At 48.4% G+C, this 22,855-nt stretch carries 22 protein-coding genes and 1 other RNA gene; all 23 read left to right on the forward strand.

From position 1 onward, the window contains the following. Nucleotides 1-2: 2 nt before the first annotated feature. The 23 genes from serC to tyrS all read left to right on the forward strand — a co-directional run bounded on the left by serC (nt 3) and on the right by tyrS (nt 22,655). Nucleotides 3-1,088, forward strand: a complete 1,086-nt coding sequence (gene serC, locus ACYQ2M_RS09055; protein ID WP_459916012.1) for a 3-phosphoserine/phosphohydroxythreonine transaminase — start codon at nt 3-5, stop codon at nt 1,086-1,088. A 21-nt stretch (nt 1,089-1,109) separates the two neighbouring features. Continuing rightward, the gene (serA, locus tag ACYQ2M_RS09060) at nt 1,110-2,690 is read left to right on the forward strand and encodes a phosphoglycerate dehydrogenase (protein WP_459916013.1); all 1,581 of its coding nucleotides are present in this window, start codon (nt 1,110-1,112) and stop codon (nt 2,688-2,690) included. Between the two features lie 284 nt (nt 2,691-2,974). After that, nucleotides 2,975-3,685: a 16S rRNA (uracil(1498)-N(3))-methyltransferase gene (locus ACYQ2M_RS09065; RefSeq protein ID WP_459916014.1), complete on the forward strand. Its 711-nt coding sequence runs from the start codon at nt 2,975-2,977 to the stop codon at nt 3,683-3,685. 18 nt (nt 3,686-3,703) lie between these two features. Beyond that, the gene (locus ACYQ2M_RS09070; RefSeq protein ID WP_459916015.1) at nt 3,704-4,612 is read left to right on the forward strand and encodes a S66 peptidase family protein; all 909 of its coding nucleotides are present in this window, start codon (nt 3,704-3,706) and stop codon (nt 4,610-4,612) included. Next, nucleotides 4,609-5,709: a serine hydrolase domain-containing protein gene (locus ACYQ2M_RS09075; RefSeq protein WP_459916016.1), complete on the forward strand. Its 1,101-nt coding sequence runs from the start codon at nt 4,609-4,611 to the stop codon at nt 5,707-5,709. The genes ACYQ2M_RS09070 and ACYQ2M_RS09075 overlap by 4 nt, the downstream gene beginning before the upstream one ends. Nucleotides 5,710-5,881: 172 nt before the next feature. Continuing rightward, nucleotides 5,882-6,931: a rod shape-determining protein gene (locus ACYQ2M_RS09080; protein WP_459916017.1), complete on the forward strand. Its 1,050-nt coding sequence runs from the start codon at nt 5,882-5,884 to the stop codon at nt 6,929-6,931. After that, complete coding sequence (gene mreC, locus ACYQ2M_RS09085; RefSeq protein WP_459916018.1) at nt 6,918-7,772, forward strand: rod shape-determining protein MreC; 855 nt, start codon at nt 6,918-6,920, stop codon at nt 7,770-7,772. The genes ACYQ2M_RS09080 and mreC overlap by 14 nt, the downstream gene beginning before the upstream one ends. Then, nucleotides 7,769-8,302 carry a hypothetical protein gene (locus ACYQ2M_RS09090; protein ID WP_459916019.1) on the forward strand — a complete coding sequence of 178 codons (534 nt, stop codon included), beginning with the start codon at nt 7,769-7,771 and terminating at the stop codon, nt 8,300-8,302. The genes mreC and ACYQ2M_RS09090 overlap by 4 nt, the downstream gene beginning before the upstream one ends. Nucleotides 8,303-8,304: 2 nt before the next feature. Continuing rightward, complete coding sequence (gene mrdA / locus ACYQ2M_RS09095) at nt 8,305-10,158, forward strand: penicillin-binding protein 2 (protein ID WP_459916020.1); 1,854 nt, start codon at nt 8,305-8,307, stop codon at nt 10,156-10,158. 45 nt (nt 10,159-10,203) lie between these two features. Continuing rightward, entirely contained in the window at nt 10,204-11,307 is a 1,104-nt protein-coding gene (rodA, locus tag ACYQ2M_RS09100; RefSeq protein ID WP_459916021.1) for a rod shape-determining protein RodA, read from the forward strand. A 207-nt stretch (nt 11,308-11,514) separates the two neighbouring features. Further along, nucleotides 11,515-11,940 (forward strand): F0F1 ATP synthase subunit B, encoded by a 426-nt coding sequence (locus ACYQ2M_RS09105; protein WP_459916022.1) that lies wholly within the window; start codon nt 11,515-11,517, stop codon nt 11,938-11,940. Beyond that, nucleotides 11,940-12,542 (forward strand): F0F1 ATP synthase subunit B, encoded by a 603-nt coding sequence (locus ACYQ2M_RS09110; RefSeq protein ID WP_459916023.1) that lies wholly within the window; start codon nt 11,940-11,942, stop codon nt 12,540-12,542. Before ACYQ2M_RS09105 ends, ACYQ2M_RS09110 begins: the two co-directional genes overlap by 1 nt. Continuing rightward, a complete protein-coding gene (gene atpH, locus ACYQ2M_RS09115) occupies nt 12,542-13,093 on the forward strand; it encodes an ATP synthase F1 subunit delta (protein ID WP_459916024.1) in 552 nt (183 codons plus the stop codon). Before ACYQ2M_RS09110 ends, atpH begins: the two co-directional genes overlap by 1 nt. Then, nucleotides 13,093-14,607: a F0F1 ATP synthase subunit alpha gene (gene atpA, locus ACYQ2M_RS09120; RefSeq protein ID WP_459916025.1), complete on the forward strand. Its 1,515-nt coding sequence runs from the start codon at nt 13,093-13,095 to the stop codon at nt 14,605-14,607. Before atpH ends, atpA begins: the two co-directional genes overlap by 1 nt. Nucleotides 14,608-14,676: 69 nt before the next feature. After that, nucleotides 14,677-15,573 (forward strand): ATP synthase F1 subunit gamma, encoded by an 897-nt coding sequence (gene atpG / locus ACYQ2M_RS09125; RefSeq protein ID WP_459916026.1) that lies wholly within the window; start codon nt 14,677-14,679, stop codon nt 15,571-15,573. A 45-nt stretch (nt 15,574-15,618) separates the two neighbouring features. Next, nucleotides 15,619-17,037 (forward strand): F0F1 ATP synthase subunit beta, encoded by a 1,419-nt coding sequence (atpD, locus tag ACYQ2M_RS09130; RefSeq protein WP_459916027.1) that lies wholly within the window; start codon nt 15,619-15,621, stop codon nt 17,035-17,037. Nucleotides 17,038-17,052: 15 nt separating this feature from the next. Then, the gene (locus ACYQ2M_RS09135) at nt 17,053-17,460 is read left to right on the forward strand and encodes a F0F1 ATP synthase subunit epsilon (RefSeq protein ID WP_459916028.1); all 408 of its coding nucleotides are present in this window, start codon (nt 17,053-17,055) and stop codon (nt 17,458-17,460) included. A gap of 204 nt (nt 17,461-17,664) precedes the next feature. After that, nucleotides 17,665-18,432 carry a sugar phosphate nucleotidyltransferase gene (locus tag ACYQ2M_RS09140; RefSeq protein ID WP_459916029.1) on the forward strand — a complete coding sequence of 256 codons (768 nt, stop codon included), beginning with the start codon at nt 17,665-17,667 and terminating at the stop codon, nt 18,430-18,432. A gap of 53 nt (nt 18,433-18,485) precedes the next feature. Next, complete coding sequence (gene zapB / locus ACYQ2M_RS09145; RefSeq protein WP_459916030.1) at nt 18,486-18,728, forward strand: cell division protein ZapB; 243 nt, start codon at nt 18,486-18,488, stop codon at nt 18,726-18,728. Nucleotides 18,729-18,782: 54 nt separating this feature from the next. Next, the gene (locus ACYQ2M_RS09150) at nt 18,783-19,085 is read left to right on the forward strand and encodes a cell division protein ZapA (RefSeq protein WP_459916031.1); all 303 of its coding nucleotides are present in this window, start codon (nt 18,783-18,785) and stop codon (nt 19,083-19,085) included. A 34-nt stretch (nt 19,086-19,119) separates the two neighbouring features. After that, nucleotides 19,120-19,304: non-coding RNA, 6S RNA (gene ssrS / locus ACYQ2M_RS09155), on the forward strand. 333 nt (nt 19,305-19,637) lie between these two features. Beyond that, nucleotides 19,638-21,203: a ribonuclease Y gene (rny, locus tag ACYQ2M_RS09160; protein ID WP_459916032.1), complete on the forward strand. Its 1,566-nt coding sequence runs from the start codon at nt 19,638-19,640 to the stop codon at nt 21,201-21,203. Nucleotides 21,204-21,320: 117 nt separating this feature from the next. Next, the gene (tyrS, locus tag ACYQ2M_RS09165; RefSeq protein WP_459916033.1) at nt 21,321-22,655 is read left to right on the forward strand and encodes a tyrosine--tRNA ligase; all 1,335 of its coding nucleotides are present in this window, start codon (nt 21,321-21,323) and stop codon (nt 22,653-22,655) included. The last annotated feature ends 200 nt before the right edge of the window (nt 22,656-22,855 follow it).

The following is a 22,855-nucleotide window of genomic DNA, read 5'->3' on the forward strand; positions in this document are numbered from 1 at the left end:
TCATGACGGAAAAGCGTATTTTTAATTTTAATGCAGGGCCTGCAGCATTGCCCCTGCCGGTGCTTGAAGAAATCCAGGCCTCTTTTTTAAATTTCAAGGGAAGCGGGATGTCCATCACCGAAATCAGTCATCGCTCCCCGTGGTTTGACGACGTTATCAATGATGCCGTGGCTCGAACGAAACGGCTGTTGAATCTGGATGAGCGCTTTCATGTGCTCTTTCTCCAGGGCGGAGCAAGTCTTCAGTTTGCCATGATTCCCATGAATTTCCTGGGAGAGGGCAAAACCGCAGATTATGTCAACACCGGCACCTGGTCCACCAAGGCCATTAAGGAAGCCGGCATACTCAACAAGTCTTATAATGTGGTGGCATCCTCCGAGGATAAAAATTTTTCATATATTCCCGGTGACATTGCCTTTAATCCCGAGGCAGCCTATGTGCACATCACCTCCAATAACACCATTAAAGGTACCCAGTGGGCATCCTTTCCTGACACCGGTGGTATTCCACTGGTGGCGGACATGTCTTCGGATATCTTCAGTCGGACCCTGGATATGGACAAGTTCGGGATGATCTATGCCGGAGCCCAGAAGAATATCGGGCCATCTGGCACCTGCATGGTTATTTTGCGGGATGATCTGCTTAAAACAGCAGAGCAGAACCTGCCCTCCATGCTCAAATATGACACCTTTGCATCCAAAAATTCCATGTATAATACTCCGCCATGTTTTGGTATCTATACCATTCAACTGGTGTTGAAATGGCTGGAAGAAGACATGGGCGGACTTGGAAAAATGCAGGCTCACAACGAAAAGAAAGGGGCACTGCTCTATGATTTCATCGATGGCAGTGATTTTTATCGCGCCACAGCTGATAAGGGCAGTCGTTCGTTGATGAACGTCACCTTCCGTCTGCCCACCGAAGACATGGAAAAAGAATTCATTGCCGCTGCCACGCAAAAAGGCCTTGGCGGACTTAAAGGTCATCGATCCGTGGGCGGATGCCGGGCATCCATTTATAATGCCGCCACCATGGAGGCAGTGGAAGCACTGGTTGATTTCATGACATCTTTTAAAAAAGAAAAATAAGAATAAAAGGAAAGCGTTGAGATGAAGGTTCTTGTAAGCGATAAATTGGGTGAGGCGGGACTTGAAATTTTCAGGAATGAAGAGGGTATTGAGCTGGATGTAAACACCGGGCTTTCCCCGGATGAGCTCAAAGCCATCATTGGTGCCTATGATGGTCTTGTCATCCGAAGCGCCACGAAGGTTACAAAGGAAATCCTGGAAGCAGCAACCAACCTTAAGGTGGTGGGCCGGGCAGGCATTGGTCTTGACAATGTGGATATCCCCTGTGCAACCAAACATGGTGTGGCAGTGATGAACACTCCGGGTGGTAACACGGTTACAACCGCCGAGCATGCCATTGCCATGATGATGGCTCTGACTCGGAATATTCCCCGGGGAACCTCCACGCTGAAGGGCTCTTTGTGGGAAAAGAAAAATCTCCAGGGTCGGGAACTGTTTAATAAAGTTCTTGGTGTCATTGGTTTTGGCAACATCGGCTCCATTGTGGCAAGTCTTGCCCAGGGATTGAAGATGCAGGTGATTATCTATGATCCCGCCGTCACCGCCGAGCACATTGAAAAACAGGGCTTTGAAAGCGTCAGCCTGGAAGAGCTTTATAAACGATCCGATTATATCACCATCCATGTTCCCAAGATTGAAAGCACCACCCACCTGCTCAACAAGGACACCTTTGCCATGATGAAGGACGGGGTCATGGTGATCAACTGTGCCAGGGGCGGCATCATCCAGGAAAAGGATCTTTATGACGCCATTGTTTCAGGTAAAGTTGCCGGGGCAGCCCTGGATGTATTTGAAGTGGAACCCCCGGTGGACAATCCGCTGTTGACCCTGGATCAGGTAATTGCCACCCCGCATCTCGGCGCATCCACCCAGGAGGCCCAGACCAATGTGGCCGTGGCCGTGGCCAACCAGATCATCGCCTATCTAAAGCACAATACAGTTATCAATGCCGTGAATGTGCCGTCGGTCACCGGTGAGTTGCTCAAAAAACTGGCACCATTCCTTTATCTGGCGGAAAAAATCGGTGCCATGCACGCCACCATGGCCAAGGGACCCATCAAGGAGATTTCCATTGAATATGCCGGTAATTTCTTTGATCTGGATTTAAAACCCGTTACCCTGGCCGCTGTAAAGGGCATTCTTTCTCCCATGGTGCCAGATGAGGTCAATTCTGTTAACGCAACCTCCCTTGCTGGAGAGATGGGTATCAAGATTTCTGAAATTTCCAGCCAGGAAAGTGCTCATTATATTAACCTTATTCGCATCCGGGTGGTGTATGAAAATGAAACCAATCTCATTTCCGGTACTATCTTTGGCAAGGATGATGCCAGAATCATTCGTATTAATAAGTTCCGTCTGGAAGTGATTCCCGAAGGGTATCTCTCTCTGATCCATAACAAGGATGTTCCTGGTGCCATCGGTAGCATTGGTACCTGCCTTGGAGAGCACAACATTAATATTTCCCGCATGATGGTGGGAAGAGAAGATGACGGTGATCGTAACATCATCTTTATCCGTACGGACACACCGGTGCCGGAAGGTGTGTGCAAGGAACTAAGCGCCCTTGACAAGGTACACTCCATCATCAATTTTGAGTTGTAATGAATTAGTTTTTTTTTGTAAACAGTAAGTATTCGGGGTGAATAGTACATGTTTGGACAGTGCTTCCCCATATTCGTCTGTTTAGGACTGCGTAGCAGACCAAAACAGGTGAAGATAAGGGGCTGACCGAATATTTACTGTGAATATGTATTTGCACTGCCGGTATTACGGCAGTGCTTTTTTCCGGCCGTGGCGGGGCCGCTCCCCGGATCAATGGCTGTCATCAGGCCTTGACCCCGGGCTTATTTCGCCTGCCATGGCGGACCGGTCAGCGAGGTCAGGATATGAATCTTATTTTGTTGTTTACAGACGATTATACCGGGCCGGACCGGGTCCGTCTCCGGGATAGACGTATGATCCATATCCGGAAGGTACACCGAGCCCGTCCCGGGGATGTGTTAACGGTGGGCCTTCTCAACGGCAAAATGGGTACGGCACAGGTGCTTGAAACAGGTTCTGATTATGTGGACATGGCTGTGTTGCTGGACCGCGTGCCGCCGCCGCCTTTGCCGTTGACCTTGGTGCTGGCCCTGCCCCGTCCCAAGATGCTTCGACGGATATTGCAGACCGTTTCCAGCTTGGGGATCAAGGATATCTTTCTGATCAATACCTGGCGGGTGGAAAAAGGTTTCTGGACCAGTGCATTGCTGGAACCGGCCGCCATTGAAAAAGAGTTAATTCTGGGTCTTGAACAGGCCCGGGATACCATGATGCCCACGGTGCATCTCCGGCGATTGTTTAAACCCTTTGTCACACAAGACCTTCCCGGGCTTACTCGGGGAAAGCTATCCCTCACCGCCCACCCCGGCCCCTGGGATGCCTGTCCCCGGCAGATTGCCTGTCCCTGTATTCTTGCCATGGGGCCGGAGGGTGGTTTCATTGAAAGAGAGGTGAATTCCCTGGCAGACACGGGCTTTGAAACCGTTCATCTGGGGGATCGCATCCTTCGGCTTGAGACAGCAGTCCCCTTTGTTATTTCCCGGCTTTATTCATAAGTAAAACAGGATGGCGCCATGATCAGCGAAACCCAGCCTTTTCTACCCCTGGCTGCCGGGGATACCATAGGAATATGTGCTCTTTCCGGCGCCTTTGAGCCTGACATTTTTGAACAGGGAATCAAGATTCTTGAACGCATGGGCTTCCGGGTGCATGTTCCCCGGGATATATATGCCAGGAAGAGATACCTTGCCGGTGACGATCGTCACCGGGCAGATATTTTCAATGCCCTGACCGCCATGACAGAGGTGAAGGCCATCATGTGTGCCCGGGGGGGATTTGGAGCCATGGGGGTTTTGCCCCTGCTGGAATTTGATTTTCTCCAGAGGCACGCTAAACCCTTTGTCGGCTTCAGTGATGTCTCGGCGGCCCTTGTCAGTCTTGGTAAGCATGCGGGATTTCCGGTGATTCATGGGCCGGTGCTTACCTCCCTTGCCCAGGCAGACCCCCTGACCTGTGACAGCCTGTACCGGGCACTGACCACTGCTTTTCATGACCTGCCCGACATAAAGGCTTCAAACGGTGTCACCCTGACCCCAGGAGTGGCCCGAGGGATGCTTTATGGGGGAAACCTTGCCACCCTTTGTCATCTTTGCGGCACCCCGTTTCAGCCCGTATTTTCCGGCAACATTCTTTTTCTGGAAGAGATCAATGAACCCGCTTATAAAATTGACCGCATGTTGACCCAGATGCACCAGGCAGGTGTGTTCCAGGGAATAACAGGCGTCATTATCGGTGACTTTCAAAACTGTGGTGATGAAAATATCCTCCATGAACTTTTCCATGAGCATCTGGGGCATGTGCCTTTGTTCTGCGGTGTCCAGGCGGGCCACGGCTGTGTTAATCTCTCCCTGCCCATGGGCATTCCGGTGGTGATGGATGCAAAAAAGCATACGCTTTCCTGGGGCGTAAAGGATATACCATGACATCCATTGATAATTTCATGGCCAACGGGGTCAGGCAGGGGGTATTTTCCGGCGGGGTGCTTTGGGTGTCAAGGGCGCATCGGACGGTGTTTCACAGGGCCTATGGCAGGCTTAGCCGGTTCAGCTCTGAACCGGTGACGCAGGATACCTGTTTTGACCTTGCATCTTTGACCAAACCCCTTGCCACTGCCCTTGCCGTGGCAAAGCTTGTGCAGTCCGGTGAGATTTTTCCGGCACAGACCCTTGGAGGGCTTGTGGACTGCCGGGGATATGAAGATAAAAAAAAAATCTGCATTGACCAGTTGCTTAGACACACCTCGGGCTTTCCTGCCCATAGGCCTTTTTACCAGGCGCTTGTCAACCTTCCCTGTGAGGCACGCAGGGAACATCTCCGGAATTTTATCATGGCAGTGCCGTTAGCGGCACCACCTGGAACACGCCAGATCTACAGTGATCTTGGGTACATGGTGCTGGCATGGATTATTGAACAAACCACCGGTATGCTTCTGGACCGCTTCATGGATGAAACTTTTTTTTATCCCCTTAATCTGAATCTTTTTTTCAGACCCCTGAAAAAAAAACAGGTGAACCAGGGAAAAAGTCAGTTTGCTGCCACGGAAGCCTGTCCGTGGCGGGGTCGGATACTTTCCGGCGAGGTCCATGATGACAATGCCTGGGCCGTGGGGGGAGTGGAAGGGCATGCTGGACTGTTTGGCACGGCCCAGGCCGTGGGCAAGCTCCTTGGCTATATGCTGGACGCAATTCATGGGGACAGCACCGGAAAAATACCCGGAAAAGCGCTGGGACAGTTTATAAAAAAAGAATTCGGCCGGGAACGGGTGGCCGGGTTTGATACCCCTTCTTTGACGGGCTCCTCCGCTGGCAGGTATTTTTCCGACAAGGCCCTTGGGCATCTTGGGTTCACAGGCACCTCTTTTTGGATGGAGCCTGATTCATCCATTGTGGTGGTATTGCTCACAAATCGTGTTCATCCCAGCCGGGATAACCTTAAAATAAGACAGTTTCGCCCTCGGCTCCATGATCTTGTCATGGAAAAATGGGCAGATGTTTCTGACGCTGGTAATGAAATACCATAAATCTTGAGTTCATGTATCTCCCGGGCGGGCAAGCCAAAGTTGCTCTTGTAAATTGTTGCTATTTCTGTTAGCAGGTAGTGTTTGATTATCATTTTTACATATGGACTTAATTTATGGGCCAATTTGGAACCAGGCCTGAATTTATCAAATATATTCATGGGAAAGAGGTAATATGAACCTTATAATTGATTCTGTTCTGGGTGTCTTCTCAAGTGACCTGGCCCTTGATCTGGGGACTGCCAATACGCTTGTATATGTCAAAGGCAAGGGGATTGTGCTGAGTGAACCCTCTGTGGTGGCGGTGCGCACGGACGCAAGGGGGGGGAAGAACAGAGTCCTTGCCGTGGGGGCCGAGGCCAAAAGAATGCTGGGCAGAACCCCTGGCAACATCGTTGCCATTCGGCCCATGCGTGATGGGGTTATCGCTGATTTTGAAGTCACCGAGGCCATGCTTAAGCATTTCATCCGCAAGGTACACAATAACAGACGCACCCTGGTAAGGCCCCGGATAGTCATTGCCGTTCCTTCGGGGATCACCCAGGTGGAAAAAAGGGCCGTGCGCGAATCCGCCGAACTTGCCGGGGCAAGGGAGGTGTTTCTCATTGAAGAACCAATGGCTGCGGCCATTGGTGCGGGACTTCCGGTGACGGAACCCACTTGCAATATGGTGGTGGACATCGGCGGAGGAACCACCGAGGTGGCGGTTATTTCCCTTGCAGGTATTGTTTATAGTAAATCCATCCGGGTAGCCGGGGACAAGATGGATACCTCCATAAAACAGCACATCAAAAGGAAATATAACCTGCTCATTGGTGAAAGAACCGCAGAGACAATAAAAACAACCATTGGAAATGCCTACCCAGATTCAGACAGTTTTGAAACCATTGAGGTCAAGGGACGGGATCTGATTTCTGGAATTCCCAAGATTCTGACCATTGATTCCGAGGAGATATGCCTGGCCATTTCCGAACAGATTGAAGCCATTGTTGAGACCGTCAAAATTGTTCTGGAGCAGACCCCCCCGGAACTGGCCGCCGATATTGTGGACAGTGGCATTGTGCTCACCGGTGGTGGGGCGCTTTTGAAAAATCTTGATAAACTTCTTCGGGAAAAGAGCGGACTTCCCATTATTGTTGCGGAAGACCCGCTGACCACAGTGGCACTTGGCTGTGGTAAAGCCCTTGACTCCTTAGAGATCTTAAGAGAGGTTGTCATCGACTGAGGCCATGTTTTCTAAACGATTCATACTTGTGATTGTAGCCGTTTTTATTATTCTGGGAAATCTTGTTTTTCTGGCGGTGGGCAGTCAGGACAGCATTGCTGTGGGGCCTTTTGAACGTCTCACCATTGCCATGGTGGCTCCATTTCAAAGGCTGGTGAGTACAACCGTGGATGCCGTTCAGGACGTCTGGACTGTTTATATTGCATCTATATCTGCGGCCAGGGAAAATAAAGAGCTTAAAAAGGCCCTGGCCCAGGCCACAGCGGATCAGAACCATTACCGTGAGCTGATTCTGGAAAATGAGCGTTTAAGAAAATTTATTCATTTCAAGGAAACCGAATCCCGGATCATGGTGGCGGCCAAGGTCATTGCAAGGGACCCATCGCCGTGGTTCAGTACCATGATGATAGACAAGGGAACCGACGAAGGACTTTTACGGGGGCTTCCCGTTGTGGCCGCCGAGGGAATTGTTGGGCAGGTGGTGGCGGTGTCCAGCCGGTACAGTCGGGTGCTTCTCATCACCGATCGGAACAGTTCCGTTGATGCATTGGTGCAGAACACCCGGGCCAGGGGAATTGTCCAGGGAGATAATACGGATATTTGTTTTTTTGATTATACCCTGAGAAAAGAAGTGGTTGCCATTGGTGATCACATTGTGGCATCTGGACTGGATCAAGTGTTTCCCAAGGGACTGAGCATTGGGAACGTGGTGGATGTGAAAAAAGAAAATTCTGCATTGTTTCAGCATGTCAAGATCAAAACCAGTGTGGACTTCAATACGCTGGAAGAGGTGCTGGTTTTTGTGAAACAGGCCCAACCTCCTGAAGTCGCGCTCCCATGACTGTGCTTTTCTATCCCATTCTTTCCCTTGTGCTGGTGATTCTTCAAACCACACTGATACCTGAAATTCGATTTTTTACCAATTGTTTTGATCTGCTTATTATCAACGTCCTCTATGTCAGTCTGTTTACCTCAAACGGCTTTATGGTCTTTTATTTGATGCTGCTTGGCTGGATCATGGACAGCCTTTCCGGGTCGCCCTTCGGGTTTTATATTTCTTGCTATGTGTGGATCTATGTGTTTGTGCAGATACTGAGGCATGTTATTCATGCAGGAAATTTTATATTCATTCCCGTGATCAGCGTCATTGCCATTTTCATGGAACATGGATTTTTCATGTTCATCCTTCTGGTGAAGCAGGAGGTTTGGTCTTTTTCTTCCACGGACTTGTTTTCCATGGGGAAGCAGGCCATTGTGGGTTTTTTCATAATTCCGTTTTCTCTATGGCTTGTTCATGGGTGCAAAGGCCGTTGGGATAAAAAAATGCGAAGTCTGTCAGGGGAAAAAATGAGAATCAGGAGATGTAGGTAAGGGTGTCTGAATATGTCAAGCCACCGGGCAGGGAATGGCTTAAAAAACGCTTGATGGGAGGCACCATCTGTGTATCCGTGGCCTTTTCCATTCTGCTTGCCCGTTTTGTCTATCTTCAGGTTATCAAGGGGGAGGTCTATCGGCATCTATCTGCCAATAACTGTATCCGGTTACAGAGTATTCCAGCGCCCCGGGGATTGATTTACGATCGTAATGGCACCATTCTGGTTGATAACCGCCCTTCTTTTGATCTTAAAATCATCTTAAAAGATGCCGACCCTGTGGAAGACACCCTTTTGCGTCTTTCTGAATTGATGCAGGTGCCCCTCCAGGAACTCCAGGAGCACGTTGGTAATCGGGGGGGGCAGTCTAAATTAAATCCCCTGCTTTTAAAGCGAAATATCTCAAGGGACCAGCTGGCGGTGGTCAAGGCCCATGCCTTTGATCTGCCCGGAGTGATCATTGACGTTGAGCCCCGGCGTAACTATATCCATGAAAAATGTGCCGCCCATGTTTTGGGGTATCTGGGGGAGGTCAACGGTGAGGAGCTCAGAAAAAATAAGTATCCTGATGTGAGAAGTGGTGACGCCATTGGCCGAGATGGGGTGGAAAAAGAATTTGAAACGGTGCTGCACGGAAAAAGAGGCGGACGTCAGGTGGAGGTGGATGCCACCGGCCGTCTGGTGCGGGTTTTAAATACCGTGGATCCTGTGCCGGGTCAAAATATTTTTCTGACCATTGACCTAGAACTCCAGCAGGCGGCGGAATCCTTGCTTGCGGGACTGTCCGGCGCCGTGGTGGCCATTGATCCCGCCACCGGCGATGTGCTTTGCATGGCCAGCAGTCCGTCGTATAATCAGAATGATTTCATCGGTGGAATTTCCCATAAAAAATGGCAGGCACTTCAGCAGGATCCTGGTCATCCCATGACCAACAAAGCCATCCAGGGTGAGTATCCACCGGCATCCACCTACAAAATTGTCACGGCCATTGCAGGGCTTGAAGAGGGAAGTGTCAATATTCATACCTCCCATTTCTGTTCCGGACGGCATAAATATGGGAACCGTGTCTATCGCTGCTGGAAAAAATGGGGCCATGGTGACTTGGATATCATCGGGGCCCTTGAACAATCCTGTGATGTTTTTTTTTATAATGTGGGGCAGGATGTGGGGGTGGATACCCTGGCTCAGTATGCCAGGGGGTGTGGCCTTGGAAAACCCACCGGCATTGAACTGCGAAAAGAACGCTCCGGGCTGATCCCAACGGCTGCCTGGAAGCGCAAACGATTTGGTGTGTCCTGGCAGGGTGGGGAAACCCTGTCCATTGCCATCGGACAGGGGTTCAACCAGGTGACACCCCTTCAAATGGCGGTGCTCATCGCCGCCGTGGGCAACGAAGGCACCTTGTACCGTCCCAGAATATTAAAGTCTGTCCAGGTGAGTCCAGGGGAGCCTCCGGTGGAACAGATGCCCGAAATCACCGGGGGTATCCCCGCTGGAAAAGAAACCCTGCGTATTGTCAGGGAGGGGCTTTTAAGGGTCGTCCACGGCAAACGGGGGACCGCCCGATCGGTTAAAATAGATGGAGTGAGTATGGCCGGCAAAACAGGAACGGCCCAGGTGTTCAGTATGAAGAAGAAAGATCGGGATCGAAGTAAAAATGACCCCCTGGATTATCTGTTGAGGGATCATGCCTGGTTTGTGTGTTATGCCCCGGCAAAAAAACCGGTGATAGCCGTTTCTGTGATCATTGAGCATGGAGAGCATGGGGCCACTGCTGCAGCACCGGTGGCAAGTCATGTGGTGAAAACATGGTTGGAACGCAGTGGATATTTTGAGAATCAGGAGAAACAATGATGGGGTACCCATCGTCCTGCCCCTGGGGACGTAAATGGAGGCGACATGTTTGATCGAAGGCTTTTTGAATATTTTGACTGGGGGCTTTTTGTGCTGACTGTTTTTATCTGTTCCCTGGGCCTTGGGATCCTTTATAGTGCGGTCACCGCAGGGGATGTGCCCGGAATGGACATGATATTTAAAAAACAGATCATCTGGATGGGGGGAGGGATGATATTGATGGTCTCTTCGTTTTTAATTCATTACAAGTTCATCGACAAGGCCAGCTTGATTATTTATGTTGTCTGTGTGGCACTTCTGGCGGCGGTGCTTGTTTTTGGAAAGCATGTGGCAGGTTCAACCAGGTGGCTTGCCCTTGGTCCCTTCACCGTGCAGCCCTCGGAACTGATGAAATTGTCATTGATCATTGTTCTGGCATCGGTTTTTTCCACCTGTGTCACCGAAGAAGGCCTTGGATTCCATGGATTGATAAAACCGGGTGCGCTGCTGGCCATTCCATTTCTTTTTATCCTTAAACAGCCTGATCTGGGTACGGCCCTTCTTCTTTTGTTCATTGCCGCATCCATGACCCTTTTTGTTAATGTGCAGAAAAAAGTCTTTTTCTCCTGTGCTGCCCTGGCCGCCGCCGCTGCCCCTCTTGTGTGGATGATTTTAAAGGATTACCAGAAAGCCAGAATCATGACCTTCCTTAATCCGGACAGAGATCCCCTGGGGGCAGGTTATCACATTATTCAGTCCAAGATCGCCATTGGTTCCGGCATGATATTGGGTAAGGGGTATCTCCAGGGCACCCAGAACGCCCTTTCTTTTCTTCCTGAACAGCATACGGATTTTATTCTTTCTGTTCTTGCCGAAGAATGGGGATTTGTGGGATGCTGCGCCCTTCTGGTGCTGTATTTTTTCTTTCTTCTCTGGGGATTTAACATTGCCTATGGCTGTCGGGATATGTTTGGTTCCATACTTGCATTCGGTATTACCATCATGATTTTCTGGCAGATTTTTATTAACATTGGCATGGTGATGGGATTGATGCCGGTGGTGGGGGTTCCCCTTCCCTTGATCAGTTACGGGGGATCTTCGGTAATTACCAATATGGCGGGCATCGGCCTTTTAATGAACGTGAGCATGCGGCGTTTTCTGTCTGGCTGAAAATTTGTAAAAGCCGTTTTCTTCACGGGTGTGTTTCATGGAATATTCAAGGAGCTCAATTATTTGGATGTTGACAAAAATTCATCGTGGTGATACTCAAATTTCGATTTACTTTGTATTTAAAGTTGCCGGTGATGACGCCGGGCAACTGTATGGAATATAGGTTAGTGAATTTTTTTTTAATTATTAACTGGCGGAGGGAAATGTATGGTTAGTGTTGATGGGTCATTGTTTATTCAGATCATCAATTTCCTTTTTCTCCTGTACGTGCTCAACCGGGTACTGTTCAGGCCTGTTCGCAAAATGCTCCTGGATCGACGGGCAAAGATTGAAGGACTTCAAGATGGTGTTGAAGCTCTTTCATCCGAGGCTGTTCTCAAGGACACAGAATATGCGGAAGGATTGAAGGGTGCAAGGGCGAAAGGTCTGAAACAGAAAGACCTTTTTGTCGAAGAGGCATCCCAGGAAGAAAAAGAGATTATTGAAAGGATCAACAAGAAAGCTCAGGCCAACCTTGCTGAAATTCGTGACCAGGTTGCCACTGAGACCCGGAAGGCTCAATCTGCTCTTGAACAGGAGATTGGAACCTTTGCCAGGGCGATCGGTGAAAAAATACTGGGGAGGGCGTGCTGATGAAGATTGAACGGTTTATACGGAAACATTCCAGGACCATCATTCCTGCAGCAACGACCCTTTTTTTTGTTTTTGCCGGAGTTGCCCTGGCCTCGACCGGAGGAGAGCATGGTGCAGCCGCTCCCAAGGGCTGGATGGCCACAGACACCTACAAGGTGATGAACTTTGCGGTGCTTGCCATTGTATTATTTTATATTGCAAGAAAACCAGTGGCTGAATTTTTTTCTTCAAGGGTAAAGGCTATCAGAGAAGAACTTGCCGATCTTGAACAGAAAAAAGCAGCTGCAGAGAAAAGCCTTGCCGGGTATGCAGAAAAAATGGCAAGCCTTGACCAGGAAACTGAGAAAATTATAGAGACCTATGTCAAGCAGGGCGAAGATGCCAAACAGCGGATACTTGCCGAAGCGGAAGCCCAGGCCGCCAAACTTGAAGAAACTGCGAAAAGAAATATTGAGCAGGAATTCAAGGCTGCCAAGCTGAAACTGCAGCAGGACATTGCTGAAAAAGCCCTTGAACAGGCGGAGTCCCTTGTGAAAGAGTTGATTAATTCTGAAGATCAAGACCGTCTGGTTGATGAGTATCTGGACAAGGTGGTGGCATAATGAAAAATATATCTATTTCACGGCGGTATGCCAAGGCATTGATGCTTATCGGCGAAGAGGATGGCAATGCAGATCAGTATCGTAAAGAGCTGGATGAAATTGTGGAACTCTTTGACACCAGTGTTGAACTTGAAAAAGCTGTAACCAACCCCTTGTTTGACAAGAATGACCGGAGGAATGTGTTGACATCCGTTCTTGGAAAAACCTCTTTTTCCAAGGTGATGAAATCCTTTCTGGTTTTGTTGTTTGATAAGCGGCGCATCGTTTTTCTAAGGGATATCAGCGAGTTTTATAAAAAACTTACAGATGAACTCAACGGCGTGGTTCATGCCACCCTGGTATCGGCCACAGAGCTGTCCGCCGAGGCCACAGAGAAAATCAGACAGGGCCTTGCAAAACGAGTCGGTAAAGAAATTATTCTGGATGTTGAGCAGGATGCCGAGCTCATTGGCGGAATTGTGACCAAAATAGGCGATCTTGTGCTGGATGGCAGCGTTAAAACTCAACTGTTCAATATGAGGGAATCATTAAAAAGGGGTGAGAGAGTCTAATGAAAATAAGAGCTGAAGAAATAAGCCAGATAATAAAAGAGCAGATTAAAGATTTCGATAAAGAGGTTGAGCTCAGCGAGACCGGGGTGGTGCTGTCTGTTGGTGACGGTATTGCCCGTGTGTATGGCCTTGAAAAAGTAAAAGCTATGGAGCTTGTGGAGTTCCCTGGTGGCGTTCTGGGCCTGGCATTGAACCTTGAGGAAGACAACGTCGGTGTTGCCATCCTGGGTGAGGATAAGAAGATCAAGGAAGGCGACGTTGTAAAACGTACCGACCGCATTGCATCTGTTCCCGTTGGTGAGGCTGTTTTGGGTCGCGTTGTTTCCACCACGGGTGAACCCATTGACGGAAAAGGCCCCATTGATTCCAGTATCACTATGAACATGGAACTTGTGGCACCCGGTGTTATCGCCCGTAAGTCTGTTCATGAACCCTGCTACACGGGAAGTAAAGCCGTTGACGGTATGACCCCTGTGGGACGTGGTCAGCGTGAGTTGATCATCGGTGACCGTCAGATCGGTAAAACCGCCATTGCCGTTGATGCCATCATTGCCCAGAAAAATACGGACATGAAATGTATTTATGTGGCCTGTGGTCAGAAAAAATCCACAGTTGCCCAGGTGGTTGCCGCCCTTGAAGAGCACGGTGCCATGGAATACACAACTGTTGTTGTGGCCTCCGCCTCCGAGTCTGCTGCCATGCAGTACCTGGCACCCTATGCCGGATGCGCCATGGGTGAGTACTTCCGTGACAAAGGTGAGCATGCCCTGATTATCTATGATGATCTTTCCAAACAGGCTGCTGCCTATCGTCAGGTGTCTTTGCTCTTAAGACGTCCCCCGGGACGCGAGGCATTTCCTGGAGATATTTTCTACAACCATTCCCGTCTGCTGGAACGGTCTGCAAAAATGTCCGATGATTTAGGTGCTGGTTCCCTCACCGCACTTCCCATCATTGAGACCCAGGAAGGTGACGTTTCCGCATTTATTCCCACCAACGTTATCTCCATCACCGACGGTCAGATCTATCTTGACAAGGGTCTTTTCTTTTCCGGTGTCCGTCCGGCCATTGACGTTGGGCTTTCTGTTTCCCGTGTGGGTGGTGCCGCCCAGTGCAAGGCCATGAAACAAGTGGCCGGTACCCTGCGTCTGGATCTTGCCCAGTACCGTGAACTTGAAGCCTTTGCCGCCTTTGGAAGTGACCTTGATGCCGCCACCCAGCGCCAACTCACCCGTGGGGAAAGACTGGTTGAGCTGTTGAAACAACCCCAGTTCAGACCCCTTCCCATGGAAAAACAGGTGGTAATTCTTTTTGCTGGTACCAAGGGCTATATAGATAAGTATCCCAAGGAAGCGGTGAACAAGTACGAAAATGGACTTTACGATTTTATTGATAATAGATTTCCTGAAATTTTCACAGATCTTGTGGAACAACAGGCAATTACCAGCGATATCGAAGCCAAATTGAAAAAAGCCCTTGATGCCTATGACGAAGAATTCAAGGCAGCTCAATAATAGAGTTGTCTGATTTTTTTTTCAAATAAAGTGAATATCATTTATAAACAGGCGTAAAAGGGAAATATTATGGCAACCTTAAAGGAAGTCCAATTAAAGATAGGTAGTGTAAAAAAGACCAAGCAGATCACCTCTGCCATGAAAATGGTCGCCACTTCCCGACTTCGCGGTGCCCAGGTGAGTATGGAGGCGTTTAAGCCCTATGCGTCCAAATTTTCCGAAGTACTGGGAAGTATTGCAGGTAAGGCCGGCGAAGAAGCCAGTCCCCTGCTTGTTCCAAGGGAAGAAGTAAAAAAAGTCAATATCATTCTGTGCACATCGGACAGGGGACTTTGTGCTGGTTTTAATGCAAATCTGATCGGAAAAGCAGAAAAATTTGTCAATGAGTCCCTCCAGGGCAAGGAGGTCTCTTTTACTTGTTTTGGAAAGAGGGGCCGTGACTGGGCCCGGAGAACACCCATGGCCATCGAAGATGAATATCTCGGCGTTGTGGGTGGACAATTTGATTTCAGTGTGGCATCAACTTCTGGACAGAAACTGATAAATAGTTTTCTTGAAGAAGCTGTTGATGAAGTATATCTGGTATGTTCTGATTTTAAAACCCTGGCCCGCCAGGAGGCGGTGATAAAGCAGATCCTTCCCATTCCTCCCATAGAAGTTGTGGAAGCGGATGGGGCTGCAGCAACCGAGGACGGGGTGTACCTGGCAGAGCATATCTGCGAGCCCTCTTCCGATGAGTTGCTGGGTGAAATGCTGCCCAAGAATATTTTTATTCAGATATATGATGCGCTGCTTCAGACCTCAACCAGTGAGCATGCCTCCCGGATGAGGGCCATGGAGAACGCAACCAAGGCATGCGAAGACATGATCGATGAACTGCAGACCATCTTTAATAAGACGCGTCAGGCAGGTATTACAGCAGATCTCATGGACATTGTCGGCGGTGCTGAAGCGCTCAACGGATAATTATACCAAATATAAAAAAGCAAACAGCTTTAACAGGAGGAATACATGGCTGAAAATATAGGAAAAATAGCACAGGTGCTGGGTGCTGTTGTTGATGTAAGATTTGAACCTGGAAAGCTTCCCCCCCTTCTTACTGCTTTAACTTTGACTAACCCCGTTATCAATGATGAAGTTGATAACCTGGTCATCGAAGTGGCCCAACATCTGGGTGACAATGTTGTTCGATGCATCGGTATGGATGTCACCGATGGTCTGCAGCGGGGAATGGAAGTAAAAGATACCGGCGCTCCCATCATGATGCCCGTTGGTGCGGCATCCCTTGGCCGGGTACTCAACGTTGTGGGTAAACCCGTTGATGGGCTTGGCGACATTGATCGCTCCAAGATGCTGCCCATCCACAGGTCTGCTCCGGCATTTATCAACCAGGACACCACTGTCCGCGTTCTTGAAACCGGTGTTAAGGTAATTGATCTTCTGGTTCCTTTCCCCCGTGGTGGCAAAATGGGAATGTTTGGTGGTGCAGGTGTTGGTAAGACCGTTATCATGATGGAAATGGTAAACAACATCGCCATGCAGCATGGTGGTATTTCCGTGTTTGGTGGCGTTGGTGAAAGAACCCGTGAAGGAAATGACCTTTACCATGAGATGAAAGATTCCGGTGTTCTTCCCAAATGTGCCCTGGTGTATGGCCAGATGACAGAGCCTCCGGGAGCCCGTGCAAGGGTTGCCCTATCCGCACTGACTTGTGCGGAATACTTCCGTGATGAAGAGGGCCAGGATGTGCTTCTCTTTGTTGATAATATCTTCCGTTTCACCCAGGCTGGTGCAGAGGTGTCTGCAACTCTTGGTCGTATGCCCTCAGCCGTTGGCTATCAGCCCACATTGGCCGTTGACATGGGTGAGCTCCAGGAGCGTATTACCTCAACAGATAAAGGTTCCATCACCGCTGTTCAGTGCGTATATGTACCCGCCGATGACTTGACTGACCCGGCTCCTGCCACCACCTTTGCCCATCTGGACGGAACGGTTGTACTTTCCCGTCAGATTGCGGAGCTTGGTATCTATCCTGCGGTGGATCCCCTGGATTCAACCTCACGAATTCTGGATGCCGCCTATATTGGTGAAGAACATTACCTTGTGGCCAACACCGTGCAGCAGACCCTTCAGAAATACAAAGAACTCCAGGATATCATTGCTATTCTGGGTATGGATGAGCTGTCAGATGAGGATAGAATTACGGTGCAACGTGCCCGTAAACTTCAGAGATTTCTCTCACAACCCTTCCATGTGGCGGAAACCTTCACCGGTATGCCTGGTAAGTTTGTAAAGGTTGAAGACACTGTAAGATCCTTTAAAGAAATCATTGATGGAAAGCATGATGATCTTCCCGAGACAGCATTCTACATGGTGGGTTCTATTGAAGAGGCCGTCGAGAAAGCTGCTAAAATGAGTTCAGATAACTAACTCAAGGGGGATAAAATGGCTGAGAATATATTTCTGGAAGTGGTCACCCCCCAAAAGGCGGTGGTCAGCGAAGAAGCTCAGATAGTGGTTGCCCCGGGGTCGGAAGGTGAATTTGGCGTGCTGCGTGGCCATACCACTTTTCTTACCTCTTTGAAAGTGGGAACCCTGCGTTATAAAGATGCCTCCGGTAAGGAAAGGTATCTGTTCGTTAACGGCGGATTTGCCGAGGTGCTTCCAAACAAAGTCACCCTGCTTGCAGAGTCAGCAGAACGCAGGCGTGAGATTGATGTGGATCGTGCCAGACAGGCAAAGGATCGTGCTGAAAAACGGATTGCCGGTAAAACCGATGATATTGATCTTATCCGTGCGGAAGCAGCATTGAGACGGGCCTTGCATCGGTTGGACATTGCCTCTGTGAGATAATGTAGCCGTATGAAATAATCTGTATTATATGCGGATGTTTGAATAAATACAGGGGTGCTCTTAAGTTGATTTGGGGGCACCCCTTTTTTTAATGGTAATAAGGCAAGCCTGACCTTTTGCTCAATTAACCGGGGTTAGAACCGACCCCATTATTGATGATGCCGGGAAAATGAAGAAACTCCTTTGATATTGTTTGGAATGAATATGGAAAAAATCAACTATTCTGATGTGGGAGCTATTATTCTGGCCGCGGGTAGGGGGACTAGGATGAAATCTGATCTGCCCAAGGTGCTCCACGAAATCAATGGCAAAAGCATGATTCACTGGGTGGTCTCCTGTGCTGTGTCACTTTTGGAAAAACATGTGGTGGTGGTTATTGGCCACGGTGGAGACTTGGTCAAAAGAGCTGTTTCCCGGAAATTTAATGTGCTGTTTGCCTGGCAAAAAGCGCTTTTGGGTACGGGGGATGCCGTGAAGTCGGCATTACCAGTGCTGCCGAACGATGTGACTGACGTTTTGATCCTGTGTGGGGATGTTCCCATGATTCAACCACATACCCTTGCGGATCTGATTGGTTTTCATCGGCAAAAAAAAAATCAGTTGTCACTTCTGGCTGTTCGGGTGGATGATCCCACGGGATATGGACGGGTGATTCAGGATGATGCGGATCAACTGCTTTGCATTCGGGAAGAAACGGATGCAACGCCGTCAGAAAGAAAAAACAATTTGATCAATTCAGGGATTTACTGCATAAAGAAAGAATTCCTGATGTCCGCCATAGATCAAATTGATTCGCATAATGCTCAGCAGGAATATTACCTTACGGATCTTGTGAAAATTGCCGTGGTAATGGGGGAACGGGCAGGTTGTCTTTTGGGAGACACTGCAAGAGAGATCATGGGGGTCAACACCTTGGAAGATCTTCAAATGGTGGCCCGCTGTATGGCTGAAAAGCCCAATGAATTGTCTTGACTTTGTTAAATGGTATGAATTATAGTTAAGCTAAATATTGTGAGGTTCAGGGAATGGAAAACGAGTTGTTAGAAGATAAGTTTAAAGATATTGACGAGAAAGTCGATTTTTTAATAGAGCTTTGTCAGACACTTCAGCAGGAAAATGAAGAGTTGTTAATCAAAGTAAAGGCCCTTGAGGGACAACTTGCTGAAAAGAATCTGTCTGAAGAGCACTTTGTAAAAAAACAGGCAGCCGTTCAATCAAAGATTGATGGGCTTTTGACTAAACTGAATACCTTTTCAGAGACGTCTTAACCCAGAATGTCCCCAAGGGAAAATGGAGTTCCAATTAATAAAGAAGCCTCAGCAGTGGAAGAAATTGTCACCATAGATTTGTTTGGCAGACAATTTCAATTCAGAACGGATAAGCCACTGGAAGATTGTGAAAAGGTTGTTGAAAAGTTAAAACAATATGTCTCCCAGGCTGAAGATCAAACTAATAATACGGCTTCGGTTCAAAACAGAGTCGTTGTGTTACTTCTGGCCGGGATGAATCTGGCAAATGATCTTGTTGCAACTGAATCTGAGGTGTCAAAATTCCATGACCATGTGGACCGTAAATCGTCTGATCTGTTAAATAAATTGAAGGTGTTTGTATCTCAAAGCGGATAAATCAAGGGAATTATCCTTTAAAAAATAAACAGAAACGCCCCTGCGCTACTTGTGATTGCTTAGAGTGCTTTGCCTAACGCTACACACAAGGGAGTCCACCCTGGTACTGGTGTGCATGTTCCACTTTGTATGGAAAAGCCTTAAGGTACCCATATGGACGACCGACCTTTTGAACTACTGGTTCAAAGACATAAGCAACACGGTATGTGTGGGGGTTGTATCTGCGTGGAAGATTCCTTGTTTTACACAGGAAATCCACTTTCCCTTGGCAGCATGATGGGTCTTTAACCTGTTTGCTGCCTGTTTTATCTTCATCTATCCCCTCCTTTTTTATTCTCCTCAAAATAATATTTCTTGCATTGTATCTGCACAGGTTGAACATATTTGAATTTTTGAGTGCTTCTTTTTTTGTGGGTTGCCCCTGAAAATAAAAGAATCCGTTCCGGGTGAATTGATGACAAAATTTTCTACCACTGGCTTTACCCATGAAATGGAGAAGTGCAAAGATTTTCGTGATAATTGTCTGATATCAAATAGTGAAGGGAGTAATTAATGGAATATACTGTGTTGTTTTTTTCACTGGTGACCGCAACCGCATTCGGGTTCGGTGTGGCATACTGGTTGACTCGGAAAAAGCTTGAGATTCGGGTTGAGGAGGTAGAAAAAGAGCAGGCCCGTCTCCTTGACGATGCCCGTAAAAAAGCAGGAAATCTCATAAAAGAAGCGCAACTGGAGGCCAAGAGCCGTCTGCTTGAGATGAAAAGTGCCTTTGATTCAGAAACGGATCAGGCAAGGGCTGAACTTAAAATTGAAGAGCGTCGCATCCTGACCCACAGTGAAAGGCTCGATAGACGCAAGGAGCAGTTTGAGGCCCTTGAAGCTGAGTTGAAACGATCGGAAAAGAAAATTCAGGAAAGATTGATCAGTCTGGATGAGAAAGAAGCCGATTATCAACAGTTGCTTTCCGACACCCGAAAAGAGCTTGAAAAGGTGGCAAGTCTGACATCAGAGCAGGCCAAGGAGATATTGCTTAAAACCATGGAAAATGAAGCCCGCCACGAGGGGGCAAAGCTGGTAAAACGTATTTCCAGTGAAGCCATGGAAAAGGCGGATAAGGAAGCCAAGAAGATTATCTCCACAGCAATCCAGCGATATGCCGGTGATTTTATTGCTGAACGAACGGTTTCCGTGGTGCAGCTGCCGGGGGATGAAATGAAGGGGCGAATTATTGGGCGTGAAGGTAGAAATATCCGGGCACTTGAGGCTGCCACCGGCATTGACCTCATTATTGATGATACCCCCGAAGCGGTTATTTTATCCGGTTTTAATCCAGTGCGAAGGGAAGTGGCAAGGATTGCCTTGACCCGGTTGATATCCGATGGCCGAATTCATCCGGCACGTATTGAAGATGTGGTACAACGGGTCACCGACGAGGTGGATATCACCATTAAAGAAGCCGGGGAGCAGGCTGCCTTTGATCTGGGGGTTCATGGGATTAACCCGGAATTGATCCGGGTGATTGGTAAGTTAAAATTTAGAACCAGTTATGCCCAGAATGTGTTGCAGCACTCCGTTGAAGTTGCTTTTCTGGCTGGTATTATGGCAGCAGAACTGGGGCTGGATGTAAAACTTGCCAAACGAATGGGGCTTCTCCATGACATTGGAAAGGCCGTGGATCATGAGGTGGATGGCCCCCATGCCCTGATTGGCGCCAAGCTTGCCAAAAAACATGGTGAGTCCGATGAAGTGGTCAATGCCATTGCCGCCCACCATGAAGATCAGATGCCTGCCACTGTGTACGATTTTCTTGTCCAGGCGGCGGATGCCCTTTCCGGAGCAAGGCCGGGTGCCAGAAAAGAGACCCTGGAGAATTATATTAAAAGGCTAGAAGAACTTGAAGGGCTTGCCAATTCCTTTGATGGCGTTTCAAATACCTATGCAATTCAGGCAGGTAGGGAAATTCGAGTGGTGGTTGAAAGCAAAAAAATATCAGACACCGATGCTGTTTTGCTCAGCCGGGATATTGCATCTAAGATAGAGGAAACCCTGACCTTTCCAGGTCAGATCAAGGTGGTTGTGATCCGGGAAACCCGGGCGGTGGAATACACCAACAAATAATAAATATGCCATATTGTCGACCTTGATGGGTGATGCGTGACCGGAATGGGAATATCGGAAGACCTGGGTGTAAGATAAATTGTACAGAAATATATAAAGAAGGGGAGTGATACGGAAATGGGGGTTCTTGAAATTTTAAAGGAACGTGGTTTTGTTGAGGCGGTTACACATGAAGAAGAACTCAAATCCTATCTTGATGATGGAAAAGCCACCTGCTACATTGGTTTTGACCCCACCGCTTCAAGTCTCCATGTGGGAAGTCTGGTCTGTATAATGGCCCTTGCTCACATGCAGCGCAATGGACATCGTCCCATAGGGCTTGTGGGTGGTGGAACGGGTCTTATTGGAGATCCCAGCGGTAAGACGGAAATGCGAAAGGTCATTACCCAGGAAGAGATTGACATTAATCGAGCGGGAATTCGGCAGCAGCTGGCCCGTTTTATTGATTTTACGGAAGATAAGGCACTGCTTCTGGATAATGGCGAATGGTTGAAGGGTCTGGAATACATCCCGTTTTTAAGAGACATTGGTCGGCATTTCAGCGTCAATCGCATGGTAAAGGCAGAAAGCTATAAAATGCGCCTTGACTCTGAAGATGGTTTAAGTTTTATAGAATTTAACTATATGCTGCTCCAGGCTTATGATTTCATGGAGCTTTGTCACAGGCATGACTGTCGTCTGCAGATGGGGGGCAGTGATCAATGGGGAAATATTGTGGCTGGTATTGATCTGGTTCGAAGGACCCACCAGAAAAAAGCCTTTGGCATCACCTTTCCATTGATTACCACCAGCAGCGGCATAAAGATGGGGAAAACCCATAAAGGCGCAGTGTGGCTGGACCCTGAGCGGACTTCTCCCTATGAGTACTATCAGTTCTGGGTTAACTGTGATGATGCCGATGTGGCAAGATTCATGGCACTTTTCACCTTTTTACCCATGGAAGAGATTGAGGCCATTAAAGACATGGAAGGGGCGTTATTGAACAAAGCCAAGGCCATACTTGCCTGGGAGGCCACCACCATCGCCCATGGCAAAGAGCAGGCTCTGAGTGCCTATGCTGCCTCCGCTGCCATGTTTGGTGTCCCTGAGATACCAGATGATGTAATCCCTTCCAGCACGGTGCCAAGAAATGGCATGGGTGGGCAGGAAAATGGTGCCGATGGATCTATGGGTACGAGTATGAAAATAAAATCCCTCCATGATGGGGTTCCAAGCAGCACCTACGACAAGGTGCTGATGGATAAAGGTCTGCCAGCCGTGGATCTTTTTGTCGAGGTTGGCTTGTGTAAATCCAAAAGCGATGCCCGACGTCTATTAAGTCAGGGGGGGGGGTACCTCAACGACGAGCGTATTGAAGCCTTTGATCAATTGATCTCCACATCCGATTCCGGAAACGGAAAAATCTTGCTCCGGGCCGGCAAAAAGAAATATCATAAACTTATTTTGAAATAATGAAAATATAAGTTGACAAGCTGCTCCTGTTTCTATATAAATCGTTCTCACCTGCAGGGAACACGCCCGACGGTTCCCCGCAGGTTTTTTTGTGACTGAAAGAAAGTTTTGAGGTTGCAAAAAAAAGCTTGACAAGAATTTTTGTGGGGCGTATAAAGATCGGGTTTTGTGAGTCGCTCCAACGGCTTCAAGCAAAAAGG

Source organism: Desulfocicer niacini, assembly GCF_054657595.1.